Here is a 24,040-nt window from a genome sequence, read left to right as displayed (position 1 = left end):
TTCCTTCCTGGCACTGAGCGGTCGGTGGCGACGGCAGTGCTGGCGTTGTGGCGATGAGGGCGGTCACGGGGGGACGCTCATCGCTGACCGTCCTCGTGGTGGTGACTGTTGGTGGCGCAGTCCTGTCGGATGCGGGCGAGGTGGTGGGTCATGCGGGCGGTGGTGGGGTTTCCGGGGTGCTCACGGCGCTGCGTGGCGATGGTGTCGGCGAGGAGGTCCTGGGCGGCTTGGCAGTGGCCGAGGTCGTGCAGGACGAGGGCTGTGGTGGCGTGAACGGCGAGGGTGCGGTGGCCGCGAGGGCTGTCGCTGCTTGCGTGGTGCTCGCCGAGCTGCCGGTAGAGGTGGTATGCGCGTTGGTGGTGACCGGCGCGGCGGTGGGCTGCGGCGAACAGGTGCAGGGCGTGCAGGCTGCGCCGGTGCGTGGGGCCGTAGAGGTGGTCGGCGCTGTGGTGGGCGTATCCGGCCCAGGCGGTGGCGGCGTCGAGGTCGCCGAGCCGCAGGTGCAGTGCGGCCAGGAGGGTGGCGGCTTCGGTGTGCACCGGGTGGGGTGGGGCGGTGGCAGGGTCGATGCCGGTGAGGCTTTCGTGTAGGAGCTGCCGGGCGCGTAGCGGATCGCCGATGGTCAGGTCGCGGGCGGCGGCGACCCGCTGCGCGCGTTCGGTCTCCCAGCGGTCTGGGTTGGCCAGGGGTGCCGCCCGCCAGGTGAGGGTCATATCGCGGGCGGTGGCGCCGACGGTGACGCGGGTCAGGACGCGGTGAGCGTGGAGGGCGGCCAGGTGTGGAGGCGTCGGTGTCCCTGCGTGGGAGGGGACGATTCGTGGCGCGTGTCGCAGGATCGCTCGACCGACATGATCGGCGATGGCGATGGCATCGAGTGGTCTGGGCCAGCAGTCGTTTCCGCAGAGGTACGCCGGGGGCGCATCGGTTGTCTCGGATCGAGTCGCTGGTTGGCGGCAGAACTTGCAGTGCAGCAGCCCGGGGTGCAAGGAGAACTCCCACGGTCCGGTGCCATTCGCCCGTCGGTCTGCCTGCTGCGCCTGGGGAGCGGTGATCTTGGTGACCCATTTCTGCACGGTGCGGGGATCGAGGTCCAGCTGCCGGGCGACGGTGGTGACGGCGCCGTAGGCCTTGACGGTGCGGGCGTCGGCGACCCGCTGGACGACGGCGTCCACGAGGTCGGGTGGGTATCTGCGGGGGAAGGCCATGACCTGTCCGTGAGAGGGGGTGGCTGGGTTAGGCGTGCTGGTCATGCCAGTGATTGCTGGCTGGGCGGGCGGGGTTGATCGGCATGGGGCTGCTGGCGTGGTGGGGGTTGCGGCGCATGGGTCGCAGGCTTGGTCCGTTTGGCAGGGTGAGGAGCGGGCGGTGCGTGTACCCGTAGCGGGCGAGCAGGTGCTCCATTTCGGCGGGGACGGTGGTCCAGGAGGGCAGGTCGATGCGATCGAGACGGGCGCGGTGATGGCTGAGCAGGGCGCTGCCGTAGCCGGTCTTCTGCCGGGTTGGGGATACCGCGAGGAGCGCCAAGTGGTAGTGCGGTTCGGTGGGCTGCTGCTGGGCGATCAGGCCCTCAAGGGCAGTGAAGCGCTCAGCGTGTGACCCGGTGGCCTCCATGAGGCGGGTCGGGTAGTTGGCCGGTGGCGGGATCGGCCGGTAGCGGTGGAAGCCGACGATGGTGGCGGTGAGGTCGTCGGTGAGGTGCACGTCGCCGAAGAACATCGCGTGCTCCACCCACACCGCGACGACCTCGGTCATCACCCGGCGGCGCTGGGCCGCGTCCGGCACCAGCCAGCCGGCGAACGGGCTGGGGTGCAGGGCGTCGGCGATCAACGCGGCGACGGCCTGTCTGTCTGTCCAGCGGGCGGCGCGGATACGAACACTTGAGTCCACGGTGTTGTCGTCCCCCTCGGCGGTCTATCGGTAGGCGGCGGTGGCGAGGTCACCGACCGCGGCGTCGACCGCGGCGGTGATCTCCCGGACGGGGCGGTGGTGTTGGGCGGCGATGGTTTTCAGGTGGGCGGTGAGGGTGGTGGTGTCGTCGTCGAGGTAGAGGTGGTCGGCGAGGCCGAGGACGGCGACGAGTCCGGCGAGGGCGGCGGTGTGGTTGTCCGGTTGTTCGCGGCCGGCGGCGAGGTAGCGCAGGCGGGCGCGGGCGACGACGGCCCATTTGGTGTCGGTGGCGAGGTAGGCGTCGGCGCGGACCAGGCCGCCGAGGCGGCGGCGGGCGGTGTGGCGCAGGATGCCGGCGGCGACGAGTCCGGCGCGGGTGCGTTCGTACAGGTCGTCGGCGAAGCTACGCAGGAACGCCTTCACGGTCGGGGTGGTCCGGGAGTGGTGGATCGCGGCGAGGGCGGTGTCGGCGATCAGGTCACCGACCGGCTGGTCGGAGTTCAGGCGTAGCCACCGGTCGGAGGCCGGGTGGTCGTCGTAGGAGCCGAGGGTGACCAGTCCAGCTAGGAACAGGTCGATCAGCACTGCGCCGGCCATGCCGAGGGCCAAGGCTTGGCGGTGCACGTGCGGCTGGCCGGTGTCGTCGTGGTGCCCGAGCAGGAACAGCTCGTCGCGCAGCGACAGCTGGGGTATCGACGCGGTCATCCCACGCCCCTATTCCTGAACTGCGGCAATGTCCCGCAGCCGGGCGTGCGCGTCGCGGTAGGCGGGCTGCGGCTGCGGAAGCAGCGCTTTGTCGATGGCGGCCAGGACGGTGTAGTTGGGGTCGCAGACGTTGCCGATGGGTGCCCGCCCGGCCTGCGAGATGAGCTGATAGGCGTCCAGGGTCTGCAGGCCGCACAGGTCGACGGTCCAGGCGGTGAGGTCCTGATGAGCCATGCGGTAGGCGTCCTCCAGCGGGCGGGCGCAGCCGACCGACATGATCTCGGTGTCGGTTTCCAGGCGCGGCCAGGCGGTGCCGGCACCCTTGATCACCTCGATCGCGAGTGTGGTGACGGTGGCGATCTCCACGCCAACCCCGCACGCTTCGCCGTGGCCCTGGCGGGCGTGTCCGTCGCCGAGGGCGAGCATCGCTCCGTGCACGTTCACCCCGAGATACAGGGTGGTCCCGGCGCGCAGTTCCGGTGTGTCGAGGTTCCCGCCGTAGTAGTCGGGGACGATCGTGGACCGGGACTCCATGCCACCTGGGGCGACGCCGATCGTGCCGATCATCGGATCCAGCGGCAGCTCGACCAGGTGATCACTCGCGGTGGCCCGATACCGGACAACACCCGCCTGCCGGTCGACGCCGTACACCCACACCCGCTCCTCCAGCGGCGGCTGCAGGGTGGCCGTGTGCGAGGTCGACGTGAGTGCCCCGAAGTACGGGAACGTCGCCGATACGCCCCAGTCGTGGGCCGGTTCGATCGACAGGAGGTGCACGGCGAGGGTGTCGCCGGGCTCGGCGTCCTCGACGAAGAACGGCCCCGACACCGGGTTCAGATACGGCATCTGGCAGACCTGCGACGGCAGGTCCGCAGGTCCCCGTACGAGGCCGCCGAAGCAATCCTCGGTGTGCACGGTGATCACGTCGCCGGAGCGGACGTGCGCCACGGGCAGGCGTCCACCGAAGGTGTAGGCCAACTCGTCGCGGGCGGGTCGGTAGGTGAAAGGGCTCATCGCGATCACACCCGCTCCATGTCACGCCCGGCGGCCTGGGTGGGGGCCAGGCCGGACAGCACCGGCCGGCGGCCAGTCAGATACAGGCAGGCGAGGACGACCACGCCGAGGGCCAGCCAGGCCAGACCGAGGCGCTGGGCGGCGATGTTGGCGTTCACCACCACGTAGGCGAGGATCACGAACCCGACTGCGGGCATGAGCAGGTGCGCGAACCAGTCGCCGCTGCGACGGCGGATCAGGTAGTGCACGACCACGGAGACGTGCAGGACCAGGAACGCCACCATCGCCCCGAAGTTGATCAGCGACGACAACAGCGTGATCCCGTCGGAGCGGGTGGCCATGTACAAGCCCAGGGCGAGGGACACGACACCGGTGAGCAGGGTCGCGTTGATCGGCACGCTGCGGCGCACCGACACCTTCGCCAGGAACGCCGGGAGCTGCCGATCACGGGCCATCGCGTACAGCAGCCGCGACGTGGCGACCTGCGCGACCATCGAGTTCGGCAAACCCCACGCGATCGCCGTCGCCACCGCGCACACCGTCGCCAACCAGCCCCCGCCGGCCACCGCGGCGGCGTCGTAGAAGGCAGTGCCGTTCACATCACCCTCGGCCAGCAGCCCGTCGGGGTTGGACACGAGCATCGCCGCCAGCCACGTCTGCGCGATGAACAACACCCCCGCCAGGACGAGCACAGCCGCCATCGCCCGGCCGATCTGCCGGGCGCCGTCACGGGTCTCCTCCGCCAACATGGAGATGCCGTCGAAGCCCAGGAACGACAGCACCGCGATCGACACCGCCCCCGCCACCAGGGACCAGGTGAAGGTGTCGGCGTTGTAGAACGCGTCCCAACTGAACCGGCCCCTACCCGTCGCGAGCGCCCAACCGGCGACGACCAGGAACAACGCCAAGACGATCAACTCACCGACGAGCATCACCCGAGTGACCACCGCCGTCATGCGGATGCCCACCGAGTTGACGACCGTGTTGACCGCGACGAACCCGAGCAACCACAGCCACACCGGCACCGCCGGCACCGTAGAGTGCATCGCCACCGACGCCACCAGATACAACAGACCAGGCACGAGCACGTAGTCGAGAAGGATCACCCAGCCGGCGAGAAACCCGACCGGCGGGCTGATCCCCCGACCCGCGTAGTTGTAGACACTGCCCGACATCGGGAACGCCTTCACCATCTGCGCGTACGAGAACGCGGTGAACACCAGCGCCACCACACCGATGACGTAGGCGAGGGCCACCATGCCACCGGAGCCCGCATAGACGCTGCCGAAGATCGCCATCGGCGCGATCGGCACCATGTACACCAAGCCGTACGCCAACAGGTCCCGAAACCGCAGCTGGCGGCTGAGTTCCTGCCGATAGCCGTAGCGGGCCAAGTCGTTCGAGGTTGTCATCGGTAATCCTCACGAGGATGAGAAGCACGAGCAGGGCGCGGAGAGACGCCTGCCGGGTGGTCATCAACGACCCGACGGCGACGGGCATCCGCAGTTGACGGTGCTATGGCAGCCACTCCATTCATCACTGGTGGTGGCTACATCCGGACCGACGGTGATCCGGCTCAGCAAGCTTGCCAAGCGCATCCACGTCAATGGATCCCCAGAGGTGGTGAGATTTTCCCCCACCCGCGCACGCTCGCGACCTGCACAAAATTTGATCAATTAGCGGCTAGCTCCCCACCCCCGGGCCGGTGGCCTCGCCGCGCCCCGTACCGATTCCGATGAGAGGGGCGCTACCGTGCGACAGGAGGCCGCACGTAGGAGGTGACCGCGATGGCAAGGACGACGGGCACCAAGGCGCAGCGTGATCACGTACGCCAGACACTGGCCGATTTCGGAGCGACACCCACAGCCATCGCCGCCGAGCTGCAGCGCCGCTTCGGGCTACGCCCCCGGGATGCCTTCCGCCAGGCCCATGGTTGGACCCAGGACTCGGTAGCCGAAAAATTGAACGCCAAAGGAAACGGTTCGGCGACGTTCACCGGGGCGCGGATCAGCGACTACGAGCGGTGGCCCTTCGGCGGTCGTCGGCCCACCTTGGCCGCCTTGAACGCACTGGCGCAGGTCTTCGGCACCGAACCGAGCAGTCTGGTCGACCTCGACGACCTGACCGCTATGCCGGAAGCAGACCGAGTGGTGCTGAGCGGCAGGAGCGCCGCCCCGATGCCTGCACCATCGGTCGCATCTTCAGCACCGCCTGGCGCGATGGCTGAGCCTCTGCGGTGGGACCTCGGCGCGCTGCAGGACGAGACGGAACTGGTGATAGCGATGGCAGAACGCACGGCGAGCTTCGGCGCATGGGCGCAAGCCTCCAACGTCGGGCCCTTCACCCTCGACGATGTCGCCGCCACCACCCGCAGGATCGCCGTCGACTACCTGACCGAGCCGCCCGTCGTCGTCTACGCGCGGGCCGGGCTCTTGGCCGACCGCGTATTCCGCCTTCTGCAGACTGGGCGTCAGAACCCTGATCAGTCTCGGGAGCTCTACACCTGGGCGGGCTACCTCTGCACGCTGCTTGCCTGGATGGCCGGCGATCTCGGACACCCAGCCGCGGCTGAATCCCAGGCACGCACCGCCTGGATGTGCGCCGAGACCGTCGGCGACAACACCCTCCGCGCCTGGGTCCTCTCCACGATCAGCAAGACGCACCTGTGGGAGCGGCGGTTCGAAGACGCGGCCAACGCCGCCGTGCGCGGCTACGGCCATGCCGCCGAGGGCAGCGCGGCAGTCATGCTGGCGTGCCAGGAAGCGGACGCGTGGGCGGAGATCGGCGCCGTCGAGCCGGCCCGGGCAGCACTGCAACGCGCCGAAGAGGCCCGCCAACATGCCAGCCGCGACCCGGTGGGTGGCCTACTCGCCTGCGGCACGGTGCGCCAACACAACTACGCTGGATCAGTACTGCTCCGCATCGGCGAGGCCGCCAACGCCATCGAACACGCCGAGCACGCACTGACCGAAGCCGCCGCAGACCCCTCGGTCGCGTACGGCACGCTCGCCCAAATCCGCATCTGGGCCGCCGCAGCACATCTCAAAGCCGGCAGCATCGACGGCGCGGTCTCGGTCCTGTCGCCGGTGCTGGCTCTACCACCCGAGCAGCGGCTCGACCCGCTGGTGCACCGCCTACGGGGCGTCGGGCGCAACATCGCCGGCAACCCGTCACTGCGCGCGAGCATCGAGGCCCGCAGTGTCCAAGCAGCCATCACCGAGTTCTGCGCCACCGGCGCCGCCCGGCAACTTCCATGAAACCTGGAGAACCCATGGCAGTCCCGCACGCCACCAATATCCGTAACCACTGGTACTGGCGACCGGGTTGGGGAATCGGCTCCCGCTTCTACACCTGGCACATCACCTTCAACGGGCAACCCGAAGTCGAGAAGCTCGCTGACCAGTACCGGTCCCTACTATCTTCGCAGCCCAGCCTCGACGTCATTCCGAACCGATGGCTTCACCTCACCATGCAGGGCATCGGCTTCGTCCAAGATGTCGCCACCGACGACGTCGACGCCATCGTGGCTGCCGCCACTGACCGGTGCTCGCGCCTGTCACCCTTCAAACTCACCATCGGCACCCCCCACGTCGATCCCGAGTCCATCCAGATCGCTGTCGACCCAATCGAGCCCGTGCGGCAACTACGCGCCGCCATTCGTGCCGCCATCGCCGACGTCTGGGGGCAGGACCGCGTACCCGAGGCCGCCGAGCCCTACAACCCTCACCTCAGCCTGGCCTACACCAACACCGACGGTCCCGCAGCGCCGCTCATCGAGGCCCTCTCCGCCGCCCCGAAGATCAGCGCCGACGCGCTGATCACCTCGTGTCAGCTCATTGTCCTCAACCGGGACGAGGGCATGTACGTGTGGGAACCGTACGCCACGGTAGAACTCGGTTCCTGAAGCATTTTCTACGTCCGTCATGCCACCCCTTGTGGTGATCGTCGAACCCACACCTGCTGGCTATGCACCTCGTCGCGGGCGGCAGGGATCGCGGCCTGCGATGGCTGCTCACTCGGTTGGCGATCCGTGAAGGAGCCTGCGCCCGCTCCGATGGGGAGCGGGCGCAGGTCACGCGGCGCGGGGCGGAGCGGGGTGGTGCAGGCGGAGCAGGCGGGCGAGGGTGGCGGCTTGGTCAACGGTCGGGAGGCCGGCTTCAGCGGCCAAAGCTTGGATCTCGGTCTCGGTGGCCGAGTCGGTCAGGTAGTGGGCCATCGATAGCGTCCCCGGCAGGAGCGGAGCATCCGCGTCGGGGCGTGCGGTCGGGGCCTCGCCGCCGGTTGTCCACGTGGGCGCGGTCGGCGACGACGGGTGTGGTGTGTTCGCACGTGATTGCCGGTCACGGCGTGTGGCCATGTCCCTCCCAGGACGGCTCGTGGCATGGGGGTGAGGTGTAGGGCCATGGGCATCTCCTCTCTCGGTTGGCAGGCAGTTCGCAGGATCGATCGCCGGATTCCGCCAGCCGGAGCCGGGCGGCGGATCGACGCGGTTGCCGGTCGGGCGACTTCGGGTGCGGCGAGCAGCGCGTGGAGGGCCGCGGACGGTACCTCCGGTGGCCGCGGAAGTGCAGGGTTCGTCACTCACAGCGACTCACAGCGACTCACAGCGGCGTGCCGTCGGTGTGAGTACTCGGACGGACGCGGGTCCGTCGCCGAACTGCGCTGCTGACAGACTCTGACAGTTGTTCGACGCGGGCGGTCCGCTCTCGTCGCCCTCGCGCCCGCACGCGAACAACGGCTACCGCCTCGACTGGTTGGCGTGCGGGTAGGTCCGGCGGGGTGTGGGCGTTCAGGGCCGCCGTACACGCCATGTCCCGCCAGACTTCATCAGGCCACCCGCTCATCTGGGGCGGGCCGGTCTCGGCTGCGGTATTCCTCATCGTGGTGCGCGTCGGTGTAGGGCAGGTCGATGAGGCAGTGCCGGCCCCTGCGGCCGGGTAGCTGCCAGATCTGGTGGGCGGGGCTGGCGGCGAGTGCGGTGCGTAGTTCGGCGGTGGTGGTGACGATGACCGTTGTCAGGTCGGGGACGGCGGCGAGGCGGTGGTGCAGGTTCGCCTCCCTTCGTGCGGAGGGGAGATGGAACAGCACCGGCCATGCCCAGGTGCTCATCTTGTAAAGCCGCTCGTACTTGATGACCTTGTCGATGAGGACCTGCAGGTTTTCCCCACCGGTGTCGTACTCGAGGAAGAACGGCACGGACCGTCCGCCCTCGGTCCACACCCCGGCGCCGTCCGGGCGAGGGAAGCCGGTCGCTCCCGCGATGATGATCTGCGGGTCGCCGCCTTCGCGGTAGAGAGTGCCCGGTTCGTGGTAGGCGGATGCGGGCTGCCAGCGGACCAGCTCGGTGTCGGGGTGGGTGCGAGTGTGGGCGGCGAGGTCGATGAAGACCTGGTTGCCGCCGAGCAAGTGCGGCAGGTCCGGCCGGGAGGTCAGCGATTGTTTGCGGCGGCGGGCCTGGTCCCGGCGGCCTCGTGGGAGTCCGCGTTGGACGTGAACGTGGTCGTAGCCGAGTTGGTCCAGGACGTAGTGGTAGGGGTGGGAGCCTCCGTCGGCTTTGTTGGGTCGGAACCGGTCGACCGCCCGCAGGGCGGTGAGGCGGCGTAGGCGGCGTTGGGTGAAGTCCAGGGACGGGAACAGGGCGGCGGCGATCTGGTCGGTGGTGAGCACGCCGTGGTCGTAGAGCCAGCCCAGCAGCCGGTCGTCGCGGGCGGTGATGCTGGCCTGCAGGCGAAGCAGCGGATCCGCAGTCGGTAGGTGTTTACCCATGAGCAGAAGCCCCTGGGGGGAGACCCGAGACTGGAGGGTCTGTCTGGAGCAATCCCAGACTCCTGACAGCGGGTCTGACCTGGGCTGTGAGCGGCCGTGAGGGGTCAGGTTGGGGGTCAGGATCAAGACGGACAGTAGAACGGAGAGCGGCACTGACTGCTGAACCGCCGGGCACAACGGGTGCCGAGCGACGGCGCCGTGCAAGTCTGTGTGAGTCCGGTCGGCGGTGCCGGTGGAGGTCGTCGATTGGGGTCATCATCGTTGCTGCTCCAGGGGCGAGGATGTGGGTGGGTGTGTGGTGCGTGTCTGCCCGCCGGCGGCCGGCGGGAACGCGCTGACAGGTCTGGTCAGGTGGTGTCAGCTGCCGAGTCTTCTGGCAGACGTGAATGCGGGTCTGACAGCGGCGGCTCGATCTGACAGAAGCCGCTGTTCGAAGCTCTGTCACGCAGCCTCCTGCGGTGACAGATCCGATTCGGGCAGGGTGGTCTCGGCGCGGAGAACGCGCACGAGCGCGGAGGCGGTGGCGTTGGACAGCTGGTGCCCGTCCGCGCGTAGCTGGTGGGCGAGGGCCTTGCGGGACAGCGGTGTCCCTTCGGTGGTGAGGGTGTGGGCGGCGGTCCGGGCGGCCGGGACCAGCGCGGCGACCTCCGGACCGTCCTCGTCTGTCGTCATCTCGGTGTCCCGGCGGTCCGGGACCGCCGGGGTTTGGTCCGCAACGACGGGGACCGCAGTCCTGCGGTCCGGGACCGCAGTGGCGGTGACGGGGACCGCAGTGGCGGTATGCGGGACTGACGCGTCGACAGCGGGCGGCGGTCCGGGCTCCGTCTGACTGGGCGGGGCGGTCTGCTTGGGCGAGGTGGAGTCGGCGCGGCCGAGGGCAATCTTCACCATCGCCAGAAATCCGAGGGCTGGTAGGGCGGCGGCGATCCAGCCGATCACCGACGCCTCCGCCTCGACCACCTGGGCGGCCAGCGACAGCAGTACCGCCACCACGAGCACTGCTGCAGGAAAAGCGACGGGGTTACCAAGGCACCGCTTGCGGCGCAGCTCCAGACCGGCGGCGATCGACATCAGCTCGAGGACGATCGCATTGGCCCAGGCCAGCCAGCCCGGCTGGCCGTGCGCGGCGGCGACATCGTGCACGTGGGTGAACGACGCCGCGCCAGCCGCGCCGCCGATCAACAGCATGATCGCCACCTGGACGCGGTCCTCCCACCGCTGCCGCCTCGTCCCCGCCTCGGTCGGTGAGCGGGGGCTTCGTTGGTCAGGTGTCGCCAACGGCCCACCGCCTCGGTCCAGGCGGCGCGTGCACGGCTGCGGACGGCGTTGTCGTGTGACGGCGGTCTGCGACGGCAGCCGGCGTCTCGGACAGGTTGGTGTGGTGCGCCATCATGTTCTGCTCCTCGATCAGGTTGCGGGTGCGGGCATGGAACGATCGGCCCCAGGTCGAGCCTGCCCGGCTCGGGATCAGCTTCCGGGCAGGCGCGACCCTGCCGGGTGACGCCTGGCCGGGCGTATCCGTCGCTTGGGCAGGGGACGGCAAAGAAGACGCTATGGTCAAGTCAACGAACACGCCTCACCCCGCGCACGGGCAGGCACCAGGGCAGCAGGCATCGACACAACCCGCATAACAGGGCTGCGTTTCGACGCGCGGACATAGGGCAGACGGCCAAGCCGAGCCACAGATCGGAACTCACCACCGCCAGCGCCATGAAGCGCTCAGGTGGTGCGGCGGCTCAACTCGCCGACGGGCGATCCTTCATGTGGTGCCTCCCTACTCTCAACGCCCCGCGCGTCGTCGGCACGAACAACGGCAGGCACCCCGTCCGGGGGTGCCTGCCCGCTGCGTGCGTGGCCGACCGCGCCAACCGGCGCTGCGGGAACGTCACTCCATTACGCCCCGGGAAGCCGATGGAGTCAACCTCTCCTTTATAACGATTAGGTAACCGGGTCTTGCCACCAGCCCGGTGCAGTGCTACCCACACCGCTCCGCTATTCCTGAGTCCAATCCCGTCCGGTCATCCGGCAGAAAAACCTTCGAGGCCGCCCGAAGCTCGAAATGCCGATCTCAACACGCGGATCTCGCGCGCCCGGCGGTCGCGCCCCAACCACCCATAGAGGCTAGGAGCGTCAGTCCGAGGACGGGGACCAGCGCCGCGCCGATCTGAGTCCGATGACGGCGCAAGCCCAAGTCAGGGCCACCGCGAAGATCGAGATCGCAAGGACACCGAAGGCGATGGACGAAAGGTGCACGTGCCCGGTCGCCCGGAGCTTGACGAAGAGGTTGCCGAGGATCGCGGCGACGCCGGCGCCTCCTAGGGCGGCGGCGGTGAGGGGCAGCAGGATGCTCCAGAGAGCGATCGAGAAGTACAGAGATGTCTTCTGGGTCAGGCTTCCGAGGAAGCCCAAGGTGCGTGCTTGCAAGAGGAAGGTGTCAATGGCGCTGACCAAGGAGGCGATGAGAAGGATTGCCATGCCGGGCAGCAGGAACGCCCATAGCCAGGTGTAGACCAATGCGAGCTCGGTGTCCCCGCCGACGCCATACTGGCCGATGGTGGAGATTCCGGGAAAGGCAAGGTCGCGGAAGGCTTGGGCTTTTGCCGCTTGAACACCGTTGGATCCTTGGTCGTTGAGGATGACAAGGCCGACGATCGACGCTCCGGTTGATGGTTGCGTGAGCAGTCTGGCTGGTCTGTCGATGAGGATCGAGGCCCCGCGGTCGAGGACCTCGGTGCCCAGCGGGCTCAGTTGCTGTAGCTCCACCTCTGTCAGGCTGCTGTCCACGCAGGCGCCGAGACGGCCGAGCGCGGCGAGCGCCGGACACGCAGCGACGATGACGGGTTCTTCATGCGGTGTTTGATAGACGGTGAGGGTGTGGCCGCTTCCGATCGCCTCACGGAAGCGGCTGACTTCTTGCTCGGTGCTTGCGGTGGTTCGGATGGAGATGACCCGATCCGCACGGGTCTCGTTGGTCTGTGGCTGGTTAGCGTTCGCGGCTTGGCTGACCAGCGCTTGGGACAGCGTCAGCAGGGCGAGTCCGACGACGGTAGCGGCACACATGCGGGCCAAGGCGGTAGGCCGCTCGGCGATCCAGCGTCCACCGATCAGGGCGGAGGGCCATCCTCGTCTGGCGCCGATGTAACCGACGGCTCGGCCGAGCGGGCTCGTGATGGAAGCAATCGTGGCAGGCAGCGCGGCGATAACGATCACGAGGGTCAGCAGGAAGCCTTGAGTGCGGCGCGAGAAGAAGGGAACGCCACCACCCTGATACGCGGTGGTGGAAATCCAAATCAGGATCGCGAACGCGACTAGGAAGACCAGACTCGGCCACCCCTGCAGCCGGCTGTGGATGATGTTCGGTCGGGTTCCTGCCACCTTCCGGGAACGTATTTGCGCGGCGAGACAAAACAGCGCGACGAAGCCGGTGAACCCCAAGGCTGTGAAGGGAAGGAGGATGAGGCCGGTGGCCAGGTCAGACCCGCGGACGCTGTAGTCGATGATAGGAATGCGGACTCCGTGCCACATGGCGAGGGCAACCGTGATGGCGCCCAGCAGAGTACCGACCGCCGCCGCTCCTACCGCCTCACCGATGATCAAGAAGATCCTGCTGCTTGTGGGTGCTCCCAGCGCGTCGAGCATTGCGAGCCGACGATCTCGCAGCTCGGCGTTCGAGCGGGCGGCGATGAGTAGCAGTAGAATCGTGGGTACCGCCAGCACCATGATCGTGAGCCAGTAGAACTCGCCGATCGTGCGCCCAGCTCTGTCGGTCGAGTACGCGGGATAGTCGTCCGTGGGGACGCGGCCGAAGCCGCTGATCCGAGCGGGACCATCGTACCGGGCAAACACCGTGGAATCTCGAGGGCGGATATAGGCGATCTTCTCGTTCGGGTCGGACAGCCCTGCCGGCTTGATGATGCCGGCGAGCCTCCCGTAGACGCAGGTGCCGTCCCGGACAGGCATATCGCTGCGCAGCGCGGGGGAAAGGTACGCCTCGCCGGGCCTCGGCCAGCCATCCAAGCCAGGCGGGGCAGGCAGAGTTGACCGGCCTGGGTCGATGTAGATGATGGTGATCTGCTTATCGTCGACGAAGTCGGCACGGGCGACCCAGAACCCGTAGCTGCCGCCTGCGCTTGTCGTGAAAATCGGTTCACGACTGGCTACACGCGCGCCGCGCTCGGTCGCGACCAGGTGCGCGCCGATGAAGACCCATACGGTCAGAAACGCCACGGCACTGGCCACGACGAGTGCGATGCGGTGCGCGGTCGCGCCGACGTGCGGCCGGATGGAGAGCCTCCCGCCGAGGCGCAGCATGATGGCTGATGTCGCCACCCCGGCCCTCACGCGTCGACCCCGCTCAGGTAGCCAGCCTCGAGCTGGACGCACAGGTCCGCCGCGCGAGCGACCCCATGGTTGTGCGTCACCACGACTAGGGCGCAGCGTTGCTGCTCGGGCAGAGCGAAAAGCAGGTCAGTAACCTCGCGCGCGGTGTCACTGTCCAATGCTCCCGTGGGCTCGTCAGCGAGAACAAGAAGCGGTTCGTTGATCAATGCCCTGGCAATCGCGACCCGTTGCCGCTCCCCTCCGGACAACGTGACCGTTTTGGCCTCCGCTAGCTCAGCGATCCGCATCTGCTCGAGCAGGTGCATCGCCCTCGCGTATGCCTGCCCAGTCGGAGTGCCAGCCAACAACGCCGGAAGAGCAACATTCTCTTTCGGCGATATCTCGGGAATCAGTTCACCGAACTGATAGACGACTCCGATGTCGCGCAGTCTGATTCGCGCGCGCTGCCGGGTGGACGCTCGCGTCATGTCCTGGCCGCCGACGAGCACCGTGCCCTCGGCGGGAGGCAGGAGGCCCGCCAGACACATGAGCAGGGTGGTCTTGCCGCTGCCGCTAGGACCCATGATGGCGACGGAACAGCCGGCCGGAACGTCGAGGTTGACCTCGTTCAGGAGAACTCGATCATCGACCTCGTAGGCGAGGTCGTTAACGACTAGCGCAGACTCGTCGGTGTTAACTGGCACTCTTACACCCATCGGTCTAGGTGATGGCGCGAGGTCTTCCGCGGCACGGACCCACTCGCGCGGCCACACACACGAATCGCGCAGTCTATCGGCTCAAGTACACCGCGCCTGCCAGGGAAGGGCAAGGTGGCTCGCCGCCTGCCTGCGCAGGATAAAGCGCAATCTGACCGCGCGATTCGTGGCCGCACGGAGGCCGTCGCCGCCGTGCGACCACGGCACGCTCACCGACTCACGTAGCTGGAGCACCAGTCGGGGCCGGTGTAGTTCGTGCAGGCCCGGTGACTGCTGACCCGGTTGCTACTGTCCACTCCGGACTGCACGTCATGCTGGCAACCGTTGTAGTTGTTGAGCGTCTGCTGGCCGCCTGTGTCGCGGTAGTAGTTCGAATACACCCCGGCACTGTCACATGCCTGGTCGCTGATCTGGACGCCGCCCCAGTTCGAGTAGTCGTAGCTGCATGCGGACCCATTGCTGTTGCAGACACCAGACTGAATGCCGATATCACCGGCAAGCGCCGGTACCGCCCACGCTCCGACCGACAGCAGGAACCCACCCGCAACGGCGAGCAACTTCTTCTTCATCCGACCTCCCTGTCGCTGGTCCGAGAACGGCTTCGTCCCCGGACTGGTTGCGGTGATCGCGACGCACCCGCGAACGACCAAGAAGGCAAGGAGTTAGCGCTTCGACTGCCCTCGATCGCACTCCTCCGCTCAGATTGAGCAGGTCTCGTTCCTGGGAGTCGCGAAACACAAGAGGCGACCTCAAGGCCTTGAATCGATCAGGACACCCCCGCGTCTCACCGAACGCACTCGGACCACCACTGAAAGGCAAGACCTTCGATGTGTTGGGTCAAGGTCGTCCATCCCCACCTTCAGCAGCAGGCCACCTCGACTACCTGCTTCAGATGCGGCTGAGCCGACGGCAGCTTCTAGGCAGCTGGACCTGCGAACCAGCGCGATAGGGTGTGGGCACCCGAACGCGGCCGACGGCTCGACTACGAACCGGCGTGGCCTGCGCGGCAGCCGGACGGCACCGTCGGGCGAGTCTCATGGCGCGGCGCCCGTGGCGCGCCTCAGCGCACATGCCCCGCTAGCCGGTGCACTACAGGTTGCGACAGTCACCGTGCTCGTTGGGTTGACGTGCGGCGGCGACGTCGAGAGCAAGCCGCCCCAGCAGTGGATGGGTCGCGTCGTCCGGCACCACAGCCAGGGCGCTGAGTCTCTCCACGGCGGTCCACCTCCCGTCAAGGGGTCACACCACCTGGACCCAGCAGGTCCGGGGCCGGGCGGTGGACATGATCGACGCTCACGCCGGCCGGAAGGTCAAGGCGTCCGCCGACGCTCGCACCTGTCGACGCGACTCAGGCCGCTTGCCGGTCTTGCGGGCCGAACTTCCACCGCCAGCCGAGGCGATGGCGGCCGAAGGTGCGGCGTTCGCCCTTGAACCCGGCGCGCAGGAGTTTGATGTCGGCGACGAGGCGGATGATCTCCCGTTTGACCGGGATGTCGTCGCCGAGGTCCTGCCACGCCTGCACGGCCTGGTCGCCGATGCGTCCGCGCAGCACGGCGGGGATGCCGGCGTCGGCGGCGCGTTGCTCGTGCTCGGCGATCTGCGCGAGGAGACCTTTCTCGGCGCGGGCGTAGGCGATCGCGGTGACCTCGCCCTCCTCGCCGAGCTTGCGCCACTCCTCCAACTCTCCCCGCAGCCGTTGTGCTTCGGCGCGGGCGTGAGCGACTTCCTCGTCGCTGGCACTAGCGGCGGTGAGGATGTCGTACACGTCGGGGCGGGACAGCCACGCCACCACCGCGCGCTGCACATACTCGTCGAGGAACTCGGCCTTCACCGCGGCGCACCGCTTGTGCAGGCAGGAGTACACCTGCCCCGTCCAGCCGTGCCGGTTCACCCGCTGCGACGACAACGGCCCGTCACACACGCCGCAGCGCACGATGTACGACAGCAGATGCACCGCACGGGCCGGACGAGTCGTCGTACGGGACGGGTCCTCCAGCATCCGCACCACCGACCAGTACGTCTCCTCGTCCACCAGGGCGGGCCAGATCCCATCGCCGACGATCTCCCCGCGGAGCACCCGCTTGCCGATGTAGGCCGGGTTCATCACCTGCTTGCGCAGGATCCCCCGCCGCCAGATCCCGCCCTGCGAGGCCGGGATCCCGAGCCGGTTCAACTCCGCCTCCCGCACGGTCAGGGGCATGCCTTCGGCGATCTTGCGGAAGGTGTCCCGCACCACCTGCGCGTGCGAATACTCCGTCACCGTCCCATCCGCCGCCACGGCGGTGTGGATCTCGGTGTCGGGTTCTTGGCGCAGTAGGGCCTTGGTTCGCTGGTCGTAGATGCGCCGGTACCCGTAGGTGATCTTCCCGTGCGGGCGCCCGGCTTCGGCGGCGCCGACGATGCCGCGCAGCACGTTGTCGCGGATCGAGTCGGCCATCCACTCGGCCTGCACCGCCTGGAAGCCGAGCATCATCCGGTCGTTCTTGTCCCGCAGGTCATACAGCACCCCGCCGACCAGCCAGAAGTAGAGACCGACCTCGTGGCACATGTCCCGGATCTTCACGAACACCGCGAGGTCCCGCTCCTTGCGGGAGATCTCCCAGACCACCAACACGTCACCCTTGCCCGCGCGGATCTGCTCGATCAACAACTCAAACTGCTCCCGCTCCTTCGTCGCACGCCGGCTCGCCGAACGGTGGTTGTCCGTGAACGACCCCGCGTCCGTCCACGACCGCTTCGTGATCTCCGCCAGGTTGAGCACACCCTGGTCGTGAACACTCTTGCCCTGCTCCTTCTTGTCCTGACTCGCGCGCTGATACCGCAACGCGCGCACCTCTACGCCACCGGCCAGCAGCGCGTCCTTGCTGTCGAACCGGCCCCGGTTCCCCGACCGGGCCCTACGCCGTACCATCAGAACCGTCCCCCTAGATCGACGTTCGTGTCGGCAACATCGACCATAGCTTCTAACGATTCTTGACAGTGCCGACGGTGACGCCGAGCAGATCGGCGGCCTCCGCCTCGGAACGGTCCTCGAAGAACCGCAGCACCAGCACGGCCCGCTGCTTCGCCGACAGCTTCGCCAGGGCGGCCCGCAGGGTCAGCCGGAGCGCGGTCTGCTGGGCGTGGTCGGCGGCCGAGTCGCCTCCGCGTGGCTCGGGCAGGTCGCCCGGCATCGACTCGGCCACCCGGCGTCGCCGCCACCAGGAGACCTGCAGGTGGTACATGGTCCTGCGGGTGTACGCCTCGGCGTTGCCGCTGTCGTGCAGCCGGCCCCACGACCGGTGGGTCCGGGCCAGCGCGGACTGGACGAGGTCCTCGGCCAGGTGCTGGTCGCCGGTGAGCAGGTAGGCCGAGCGCAGCAGCGCCGGCGTGCGGTGGCGGACGAACGAGTCGAACTCACTCAACAGAGGGTCCACACGAGCCGATCCTTGGGGTGAGGTGGTGCACCATCGTGACGCCCTTCCAGACGTCACCCTCACCCATCGTGGTTGCCGTGCCCCGCTGTCAAGTTCCGGCCGGCCCTTTCCGGTACGGGCCCCAGGAGACGAAGCGTTCGAAGAGTTCGCGCGGGGTCGGGCCGTCGTACGGGTTGAGCCGGAACAGGTCGTGGGTCGCCTCGTGATAGAGCCCGGAGAGATAGACGGCCAGGTCGACGGGGCTGCTGTCGTACTCGATCTTGAGCAGCAGGCGCGCGGCGGCGCACGGCCACGGCGACCCACAGGCCCGGCACATCCAGAGCGGACGCAGCGGCACGTGCGGCGGCCGGTCCGCCGGGTGGGCGCGCGGCCGATCGGCGTACGGGCCGAGGCGCGGTACCGGGAGCGGTCCGAGGATCACCGACGAGCTCCTTTCGACGGGTGGGGCCGCCCCTGCACGGGGGGACACGGGCGGCCCCGCAGCGGATCTGACGGAGGGTGACCCACTGGGTGACAGTCTGCTGAGGACACCACTACCCTGGGAAGCCGCCGACGACGGCCGGGGCGAGGTCAGGTCGGGGGGCAGGGCCGAGCGGCGAGGCTGTGGAGACGCCGGGAGAGTCGTGGAGGACGTGTGGAAGGTGAGCCGACCGCCGAGTTGATCCGGGCCCAGCTACGCAGGCTGCGGCTGACCGCCGACCTGAGCCAGGAGGAGTTCGGCCGGCTGGTCCACTTCTCCGGCTCCCAGGTGTCGGCGGTCGAGCTCGGCCAACGGCCGCTCGACCGGTTCTTCCTCCAGCGCGCCGACGAGGTGCTGGGCACGGGCGGCCTGCTGACGTCCCTGCTCAAGCTCGCCGAACGCGACGGCCAACCGAGCTGGCTACGCCCCTGGCTGGACGCCGAGCAGCAGGCGCAACAGTTGCGCTGTTATCAACCCACTCTGATTCCGGGGCTCCTACAAACGGAGAACTACGCCCGCGCGGTCATCAGATCGGCTGACACCCTGAGCGAGGACGAGGTGGAGCAGCGGCTGAGTGTCAGGTTGGATCGGCAGTCGATCCTCTCGAAACCAAAGCCACCGCAGTTCGTTGCGGTGATCGAAGAAGCCGTCCTCCGGCGCGCCGACGAAAGCTTCAAGGCGATCATGGCCGAGCAGACGGCCCACCTGATCGAGTGCGCCGAGCGGCCACACGTCAGCGTGCACGTCATCCCCGTCGAGGTCAGCGTGCACGTAGGACTCATCGGCCCCTTCGTCCTGGGCAGGGACGCCAACGGCGGATGGGTCGGCCACCTGGAGACCCAGCTCGGCGGCGTGGTCGTCGACAGGGACGAGGATCTGGCTATTCTCCTGTCGAGATGGGAGAGCGTTCGTAACGAGGCCCTGTCCCGCAGGCAGTCGATCGAGCTGATGAAGGAAGTGATGACGTCATGGAGCTGATCGACGCTATCTGGAGGAAGTCCAGCCGGAGCGGTCAGGGCGAGTGCGTCGAGGTGGCCGACAACCTGCCCGGTGTGGTCGGCGTACGCGACAGCAAGGACCCGACCGGCCCGGCCCTCACCTTCACCTCCGACACCTGGCGCACCTTCATCCAGTACGCCAAGCACCATTGACGGAGGCGGTGCTGCAGTCCTCCACGGAGAAAGAAGATCGCAACGCCATTTTCTCGCCGTCTGATAAACCTGACTATCTGCTACGGCAATTCTCGCTTACCGCAGGTGAGTGAGATTTCACCGCTGTAACCTGACCACATCCAGGATCTCCGGGGGAGCACCGGATCCGCCAGCGACACTGGTGTGTTCCGGATTATTTCTTCCGATCCTCTTATCGGGAAGGTGTGGTAGAAGATGGCAACTCGGGCGGACACTCGCGTACAGAAGCACGCCGACGAGGCGCAAGAAGTCTTTCGGAACATCAATCAGCAGATCAGTCGCATCGCCCAGGCTAATCCAGATGCTGAGATGGTGATGCCGCCCGGCTTTCCTGACGCACACGAGACTCACAGTTACGACTGCATGCTGACCATAGCCGGCGTTTACTTCACGGCGGTCACCGCTGATCTCAAGGAGGCGGGCTCCTCAGTGGGATCGGTCTCCGGCATGGGCGGCGGATTGATTCTCGGAGTTGGTCAGGGATGGGGCACGGCTTGGCTGAATTTCCCTTACCGCGAGATCAAGGGAAGGTCCGGCAGCTTCCAGGCCAACATCGCTGCTGTTGTCATGAACATAAACTGGTGGCTCGATGACGGAACATTTGTCGGATCGGCCGTGACTGGTGGATACGGAACGACTGGTGGCGTGGTTGGCGGGAGCTGCAAGTTTGACTAGTACGGCAGCCATCATTCAGGCACGGCCGCGACGGGACAGTCAGGGGCCGGCCGGATCGGTAACGTTCTCGTGGTGCCGGAAGCTCACCGCCCTGACATGCTTCGCGCCCGTTGGCCGGATCGACGCCGTGATCTCGCCGGGTGGCTGCTGACCCCGCTGGTCACGCTCGTGGCGGCGCCCGTGACGGCCGGCGCCGTCGGGGTGCTCATCCTGCTCGGCGGTGGTTTCTCCCAGTCACCGACGTTCTGCGAGTCGGTCGTCAGTGACAACCGGTGCGAGGAGAAGACCCTCGCCATGCTGGGCGAGCACGCCGTGCTCTTCGGCGCGGTGTGGTTGCTGCTCTGGCTGGTGCCGTGGTGGCGTGGCCTGCGTACGCCGCGGGTGCTGTTGGCCGTCGTCGCCACCCTGGTGCTGGTCGCCGCGCCGCTGCGGATGATGCGTTGATGGCCCCGGCGCTGAGCGCCGGGGCCATCGTCGTGCCGTTGATCGGGACTAGCTGACGGTCACCGTGACGACCTTCGGCGTCTGCTGCACCTGCCCGTAGTTGTCGACCGCGCGGATCGACACCGTGTAGGCGCCCGCCGGGATCACCGGCGAGGTGTACGCGAAGTTCGACCCCGGCGAGCCCGGGCTGGTGAGGAAGGTCGTGATCCACGGGGTGCTGTTGCCGAACACGCCGGTGGAGTTCATCCCCTTGCCCGCGGAGTTGACGATCTGGATCTCCACCCGGAGCATCCCGACGTCGTCCACGCCCCGCCCGCTGGCGATGATCCGGCCCTCGGTGTAGACCTGACCGTCGGTCGGGGTGAGGCTCGGCTCCAGTCGGGGGTCGAGGTCACCCGGGTAGACCAGGTACTTGGCGGTGGCACCGGAGGTCGAGCCGTCGAGCTGACCCGCCGTGTCCACGGCCCACGCCTCGACGCTGTACTCACCCTTGGTCGGCAGGTCGATCGGCAGGGTGAACGTGGTGCTCGTCGCGCCCGGCGAGGCGAGCGTGGCGTTCACCGTGGCGAAGGCCGCCGCCATGGTGCCGTTCGGCTGCACGTACCGGCCGGTGTCCAGGTCGCGCAGGGCCACCCGGACGGCCTGCACGCCCTTGTCGTCGGTCGCCTTGCCGGCCAGGTCGAGGTGCAACTGCTCGATGTTCTGGTCGGTGCCGGTGAAGTTCAGCGTCCCGTTCGGGAATGCGTCGTTCGGCACCTGGGCGGTGACGGTGAGCTTGCCGAGGTTGGCCGTCGGCGTGGTCAGGCCCAGGTTGTCGGTGGCCCGCACCCGGAAGTCGTACACGCCGGCCGTGAGCGGCTCCGTGGTGAAGGACCAGGTGTACGACGGAGCGCTGAGGTTCGTCGGGGACACCCGGTGGTAGGCGGCGACCGCGTCGACGCCCCAACTGCCGTCGGCGGCCAGCGACTCCTTGGTGGTGGTGTTGCGGAGGTAGACTTCGACGGACTTCACGGTGTCGTCGTCGGTGGCGGTCCCGGAGAAGGTGATCCGCTCACCGGGCGCCACCGTGACCGGCTGGGCGGCGGTGGGCGGGGTCATCGACACCGGGGCACTGATCGCCACAGTCGGGGCGACACCCGTGGACGAGACGGTCCACTCCCGGGTGGCACCGCGCAGGTCCGCCTGGCCGGCGGTGTCGACGGCGGTGGCCATCAGCTTCCAGTCGCCCTCGACCGGCAGGTTCACCTCCAGCTGCCAGGTGGTCGACAGCGCACCGATCACGTCCGGCTCGCCACGGAAGGTGTTGTAGACCGGGGCGAGCGTCCCGTCGTCCTGGAGGTACCGGTTGTCCGCCGTACGCAGCCAGTAGGTCATCGCGCTGACGCCCTTGTCGTCGGTCGCGGTGCCGGTGACGGTGAACGCCTTGGTGGTGAGCAGGCCGGCGGCCGGCGCGGCGACCGCCGTGGTGGGCGGCAGGTCGTCGAAGCGGAACGTCTCGATCTTCTTGACCGTCTTCGTGGGGTCGCTCGTCCCGTCGCGGGCGAACGCCTTGGCCTGGACCTGGTATTCGGCGACGGGCAGCGACACCGACAGGGACCAACCGGTGGAGGTGGCGTTCGGCGCGGCGAGCGTCGCGTTGATGCTGTTCGCGGCGCCCCAGGTCTTCAGGTCGTCCTGGAGGTACTGCTTGGAGCCGCGGTTCTGGATCTCGACCTGGACCCGGCTGACGCCGGCCGGCGCGATCGCCTTGCCGTCCAGCACGAACGCCTCGTTGGCCTGCTTGACCGCGCCCTCGATGGGCGTGACGACGGTGGTGTCGACTGCCGAGGCCGCCGGCTCCTTCGACAGGTCGAAGAAGCCGACCCGGCCGACCGTCTTGCCGCCCTTGATGTTGCCGTCGCCGCCGACGAAGAGACCGCGGGGCGTGGCCAGCATGGCCTTGTCGCCCTCGTACGAGTTGGAACCGGGGTTCCATTCCAGCGCGGTGCCGGTGGTCGGGTCGAGCGCGCCGAGGTGGTCGCGGCGGACCACCTGGTCACCGAGGCCGTAGCCGCTCAGGCCCTGGCCGGTGCCGTAGCCGACGTTGTCCAGGCCGGGCCACGGCACGTTGGAGGTGGGCGATTCCTGCCAGCTGAAGTGACCGCCGACGTACACCGCCTTCTCGGTGATGGCGACCGAGTAGATGCTGTCGAAGTGCCGGGACACCCAGAGCGGCTCCACGTTGTCGTTTCCGGTCATCGAGAACGCGATCGCGGTGTCGTTGATCGGCGGGCGGTCGCCACCGGAGCCGCTGGTCACCACGAAGTAGGAGTCGTTCGGGGCGATGTCACCGGCGAAGACCCGCTGGATGCCGCCGACGAAGGAGAGGTTGTCCTCCCACAGGCGGGTCCGCCAGGGCAGCAGCGCCTTGGTGGCGGTGTCGACCAGGCCGACGCCGTACCGGTCCTGGCCGGCGATCTGCCGACCGGTGTGCACCACCAGCAGCCGCTTGCCGTCGTGCGTCAGCTTGAGCTGCTGCACGGTGAGCAGGCCGCCGATGCCGATGCCGCCGGACAGCGGCAGGTTGAACCCGGTGTCCACCGCCCCGGTGGTCGGGTTGACCGCGGCGAGGCTGGGCCGGCTCACCCCGTTCACCTTGTTGAACTGGCCGCCCACGTACACGGCGGTGCTGCTCACCGCGAGGGCCGTCCCCCGGCCGTCCGCGGTGGCGGTGAAGGCCGCGACCGGGGCGCCGGTGGTCGGGTTGAGCTTGGCGATCTTGCGCTTGGTGACGCCACCGACGGTGTTGAACGACCCGGTGACATAGAGCGCCGTGCCGTCCGGGGAGGCCTCGACGGCCTCGACGGAGCCGTCGAACGTCGGCCGGAAGCCGGTGTCCACCTTGCCGGTGTCCATGTTGTACGAAGCGAGTGACCGCTGCGTGATCGCCGTCCCACCGACGTTGGCGATCGAGGTGAAGGTGCCGGCGATGAAGACCCGGTTACCGATCACCTCGATGTCCTTGATCTCGCCGTCGTTGATCCGCGGCGTGTCGGTGCGTGGCGTGCTCGGCACCAGCCGGGTCTGCCCCGGCACCGGTTGGGCGGCGAGCGCGACCGTGCGGGCGACGGTGTCCACCGCGTCGCTGCCGACGGTCTTCACCACGGCGCGGGCGGCGGTGCCCGCGGCGGCGGCGTCGCCGAGACTCCCCGCCATCGTGCTCGCCGCCGCCGGCACGGCGGTCAACACGACCGCCCCGGCAACCAGGCCGGCTATCGCGCGGCTCCGTACGTGCATCGAGAGAACCCCCTGTAAACGCCCGGAGCGCGCCACCGGGCGGACCCCGGCACCGTCCACCCGCGGGAGTACCGGAGTCACCGTAGGGGCGCTGACCGCTATTGATAAGAGCCGTGGCCGGAAACCGACCGCTCGACATCAATTCCGGCCGCACCGGCCACCCGCCCCACC

General features: G+C 68.2%; 22 protein-coding genes. 6 read left to right on the top strand and 16 right to left on the bottom strand.

The features are described from left to right. Positions 1–77: 77 nt before the first annotated feature. From MRQ36_RS13040 to MRQ36_RS13020, 5 genes are all read right to left on the bottom strand, one after another. A complete protein-coding gene (locus MRQ36_RS13040; RefSeq protein WP_242795425.1) occupies positions 78–1,205 on the bottom strand; it encodes a hypothetical protein in 1,128 nt (375 codons plus the stop codon). Between the two features lie 28 nt (positions 1,206–1,233). After that, positions 1,234–1,827: a GNAT family N-acetyltransferase gene (locus MRQ36_RS13035; RefSeq protein WP_242795423.1), complete on the bottom strand. Its 594-nt coding sequence runs from the start codon at positions 1,825–1,827 to the stop codon at positions 1,234–1,236. A gap of 84 nt (positions 1,828–1,911) precedes the next feature. Next, a complete protein-coding gene (locus tag MRQ36_RS13030; protein ID WP_242795421.1) occupies positions 1,912–2,592 on the bottom strand; it encodes a GPP34 family phosphoprotein in 681 nt (226 codons plus the stop codon). A gap of 9 nt (positions 2,593–2,601) precedes the next feature. Continuing rightward, positions 2,602–3,606 carry an acetamidase/formamidase family protein gene (locus MRQ36_RS13025; RefSeq protein ID WP_278187496.1) on the bottom strand — a complete coding sequence of 335 codons (1,005 nt, stop codon included), beginning with the start codon at positions 3,604–3,606 and terminating at the stop codon, positions 2,602–2,604. 5 nt (positions 3,607–3,611) lie between these two features. Beyond that, positions 3,612–5,018: an APC family permease gene (locus tag MRQ36_RS13020; RefSeq protein WP_242795417.1), complete on the bottom strand. Its 1,407-nt coding sequence runs from the start codon at positions 5,016–5,018 to the stop codon at positions 3,612–3,614. Between the two features lie 375 nt (positions 5,019–5,393). Here MRQ36_RS13020 and MRQ36_RS13015 point away from each other — a divergent pair, with 375 nt between their 5' ends. Both MRQ36_RS13015 and MRQ36_RS13010 read left to right on the top strand, forming a co-directional pair. Further along, positions 5,394–6,863, top strand: coding sequence for a helix-turn-helix domain-containing protein (locus tag MRQ36_RS13015; protein WP_242795414.1), 1,470 nt, complete (start codon positions 5,394–5,396; stop codon positions 6,861–6,863). 14 nt (positions 6,864–6,877) lie between these two features. After that, positions 6,878–7,510 carry a 2'-5' RNA ligase family protein gene (locus tag MRQ36_RS13010; protein ID WP_242795412.1) on the top strand — a complete coding sequence of 211 codons (633 nt, stop codon included), beginning with the start codon at positions 6,878–6,880 and terminating at the stop codon, positions 7,508–7,510. 168 nt (positions 7,511–7,678) lie between these two features. Here the strand turns inward: MRQ36_RS13010 and MRQ36_RS13005 are convergent, their stop codons facing one another. The 10 genes from MRQ36_RS13005 to MRQ36_RS12965 form a co-directional block, all read right to left on the bottom strand. Further along, positions 7,679–7,822: a hypothetical protein gene (locus MRQ36_RS13005; protein ID WP_242795410.1), complete on the bottom strand. Its 144-nt coding sequence runs from the start codon at positions 7,820–7,822 to the stop codon at positions 7,679–7,681. Between the two features lie 611 nt (positions 7,823–8,433). Beyond that, positions 8,434–9,372, bottom strand: coding sequence for a replication-relaxation family protein (locus tag MRQ36_RS13000; RefSeq protein ID WP_242795408.1), 939 nt, complete (start codon positions 9,370–9,372; stop codon positions 8,434–8,436). A gap of 441 nt (positions 9,373–9,813) precedes the next feature. Further along, on the bottom strand, positions 9,814–10,569 hold the full coding sequence (locus MRQ36_RS12995; protein WP_374250086.1) for a DUF2637 domain-containing protein: 756 nt from the start codon (positions 10,567–10,569) through the stop codon (positions 9,814–9,816). A gap of 933 nt (positions 10,570–11,502) precedes the next feature. Further along, positions 11,503–13,713 (bottom strand): hypothetical protein, encoded by a 2,211-nt coding sequence (locus MRQ36_RS12990; RefSeq protein WP_242795404.1) that lies wholly within the window; start codon positions 13,711–13,713, stop codon positions 11,503–11,505. Continuing rightward, positions 13,710–14,396, bottom strand: a complete 687-nt coding sequence (locus tag MRQ36_RS12985; protein ID WP_242795403.1) for an ABC transporter ATP-binding protein — start codon at positions 14,394–14,396, stop codon at positions 13,710–13,712. Before MRQ36_RS12985 ends, MRQ36_RS12990 begins: the two co-directional genes overlap by 4 nt. A 221-nt stretch (positions 14,397–14,617) precedes the next feature. Continuing rightward, entirely contained in the window at positions 14,618–14,977 is a 360-nt protein-coding gene (locus MRQ36_RS12980) for a hypothetical protein (protein ID WP_242795401.1), read from the bottom strand. Positions 14,978–15,497: 520 nt separating this feature from the next. Then, entirely contained in the window at positions 15,498–15,623 is a 126-nt protein-coding gene (locus MRQ36_RS33265; protein WP_278187494.1) for a hypothetical protein, read from the bottom strand. A gap of 133 nt (positions 15,624–15,756) precedes the next feature. Continuing rightward, complete coding sequence (locus MRQ36_RS12975; protein WP_242795400.1) at positions 15,757–17,319, bottom strand: recombinase family protein; 1,563 nt, start codon at positions 17,317–17,319, stop codon at positions 15,757–15,759. A gap of 52 nt (positions 17,320–17,371) precedes the next feature. Then, positions 17,372–17,824 (bottom strand): SigE family RNA polymerase sigma factor, encoded by a 453-nt coding sequence (locus MRQ36_RS12970; protein ID WP_242795399.1) that lies wholly within the window; start codon positions 17,822–17,824, stop codon positions 17,372–17,374. 88 nt (positions 17,825–17,912) lie between these two features. Then, positions 17,913–18,245, bottom strand: a complete 333-nt coding sequence (locus MRQ36_RS12965) for a hypothetical protein (protein ID WP_242795398.1) — start codon at positions 18,243–18,245, stop codon at positions 17,913–17,915. 213 nt (positions 18,246–18,458) lie between these two features. Here MRQ36_RS12965 and MRQ36_RS12960 point away from each other — a divergent pair, with 213 nt between their 5' ends. The 4 genes from MRQ36_RS12960 to MRQ36_RS12945 all read left to right on the top strand — a co-directional run bounded on the left by MRQ36_RS12960 (position 18,459) and on the right by MRQ36_RS12945 (position 20,593). After that, positions 18,459–19,262 (top strand): helix-turn-helix transcriptional regulator, encoded by an 804-nt coding sequence (locus tag MRQ36_RS12960; protein ID WP_242795396.1) that lies wholly within the window; start codon positions 18,459–18,461, stop codon positions 19,260–19,262. Continuing rightward, positions 19,253–19,435 carry a DUF397 domain-containing protein gene (locus MRQ36_RS12955; RefSeq protein ID WP_242795395.1) on the top strand — a complete coding sequence of 61 codons (183 nt, stop codon included), beginning with the start codon at positions 19,253–19,255 and terminating at the stop codon, positions 19,433–19,435. Before MRQ36_RS12960 ends, MRQ36_RS12955 begins: the two co-directional genes overlap by 10 nt. 234 nt (positions 19,436–19,669) lie before the next feature. Next, entirely contained in the window at positions 19,670–20,149 is a 480-nt protein-coding gene (locus MRQ36_RS12950) for a hypothetical protein (RefSeq protein ID WP_242795393.1), read from the top strand. A gap of 96 nt (positions 20,150–20,245) precedes the next feature. Beyond that, positions 20,246–20,593, top strand: coding sequence for a hypothetical protein (locus MRQ36_RS12945; RefSeq protein ID WP_242795390.1), 348 nt, complete (start codon positions 20,246–20,248; stop codon positions 20,591–20,593). Between the two features lie 48 nt (positions 20,594–20,641). On the opposite strand, the gene MRQ36_RS12940 is transcribed toward MRQ36_RS12945, so the two are convergent. Continuing rightward, positions 20,642–23,869, bottom strand: coding sequence for an Ig-like domain-containing protein (locus MRQ36_RS12940; protein WP_242795388.1), 3,228 nt, complete (start codon positions 23,867–23,869; stop codon positions 20,642–20,644). Positions 23,870–24,040: the final 171 nt, after the last annotated feature.

This window comes from Micromonospora sp. R77, from assembly GCF_022747945.1.
GTDB lineage: Bacteria > Actinomycetota > Actinomycetes > Mycobacteriales > Micromonosporaceae > Micromonospora.
Note: the sequence above shows the minus strand (reverse complement) of the source record. Positions and strands in the feature narration are given on the sequence as shown.

What these genes read in the sequence shown, in the direction of transcription:
- MRQ36_RS13040 (WP_242795425.1), bottom strand. Translation starts at nt 1,205, where the DNA reads ATGGCCTTCCCCCGCAGATACCCACCCGACCTCGTGGACGCCGTCGTC.
- MRQ36_RS13030 (WP_242795421.1), bottom strand. Translation starts at nt 2,592, where the DNA reads ATGACCGCGTCGATACCCCAGCTGTCGCTGCGCGACGAGCTGTTCCTG.
- MRQ36_RS13025 (WP_278187496.1), bottom strand. Translation starts at nt 3,606, where the DNA reads ATGAGCCCTTTCACCTACCGACCCGCCCGCGACGAGTTGGCCTACACC.
- MRQ36_RS13020 (WP_242795417.1), bottom strand. Translation starts at nt 5,018, where the DNA reads ATGACAACCTCGAACGACTTGGCCCGCTACGGCTATCGGCAGGAACTC.
- MRQ36_RS13015 (WP_242795414.1), top strand. Translation starts at nt 5,394, where the DNA reads ATGGCAAGGACGACGGGCACCAAGGCGCAGCGTGATCACGTACGCCAG.
- MRQ36_RS13010 (WP_242795412.1), top strand. Translation starts at nt 6,878, where the DNA reads ATGGCAGTCCCGCACGCCACCAATATCCGTAACCACTGGTACTGGCGA.
- MRQ36_RS13005 (WP_242795410.1), bottom strand. Translation starts at nt 7,822, where the DNA reads ATGGCCCACTACCTGACCGACTCGGCCACCGAGACCGAGATCCAAGCT.
- MRQ36_RS13000 (WP_242795408.1), bottom strand. Translation starts at nt 9,372, where the DNA reads ATGGGTAAACACCTACCGACTGCGGATCCGCTGCTTCGCCTGCAGGCC.
- MRQ36_RS12980 (WP_242795401.1), bottom strand. Translation starts at nt 14,977, where the DNA reads ATGAAGAAGAAGTTGCTCGCCGTTGCGGGTGGGTTCCTGCTGTCGGTC.
- MRQ36_RS12975 (WP_242795400.1), bottom strand. Translation starts at nt 17,319, where the DNA reads ATGGTACGGCGTAGGGCCCGGTCGGGGAACCGGGGCCGGTTCGACAGC.
- MRQ36_RS12955 (WP_242795395.1), top strand. Translation starts at nt 19,253, where the DNA reads ATGGAGCTGATCGACGCTATCTGGAGGAAGTCCAGCCGGAGCGGTCAG.
- MRQ36_RS12950 (WP_242795393.1), top strand. Translation starts at nt 19,670, where the DNA reads ATGGCAACTCGGGCGGACACTCGCGTACAGAAGCACGCCGACGAGGCG.
- MRQ36_RS12945 (WP_242795390.1), top strand. Translation starts at nt 20,246, where the DNA reads ATGCTTCGCGCCCGTTGGCCGGATCGACGCCGTGATCTCGCCGGGTGG.
- MRQ36_RS12940 (WP_242795388.1), bottom strand. Translation starts at nt 23,869, where the DNA reads ATGCACGTACGGAGCCGCGCGATAGCCGGCCTGGTTGCCGGGGCGGTC.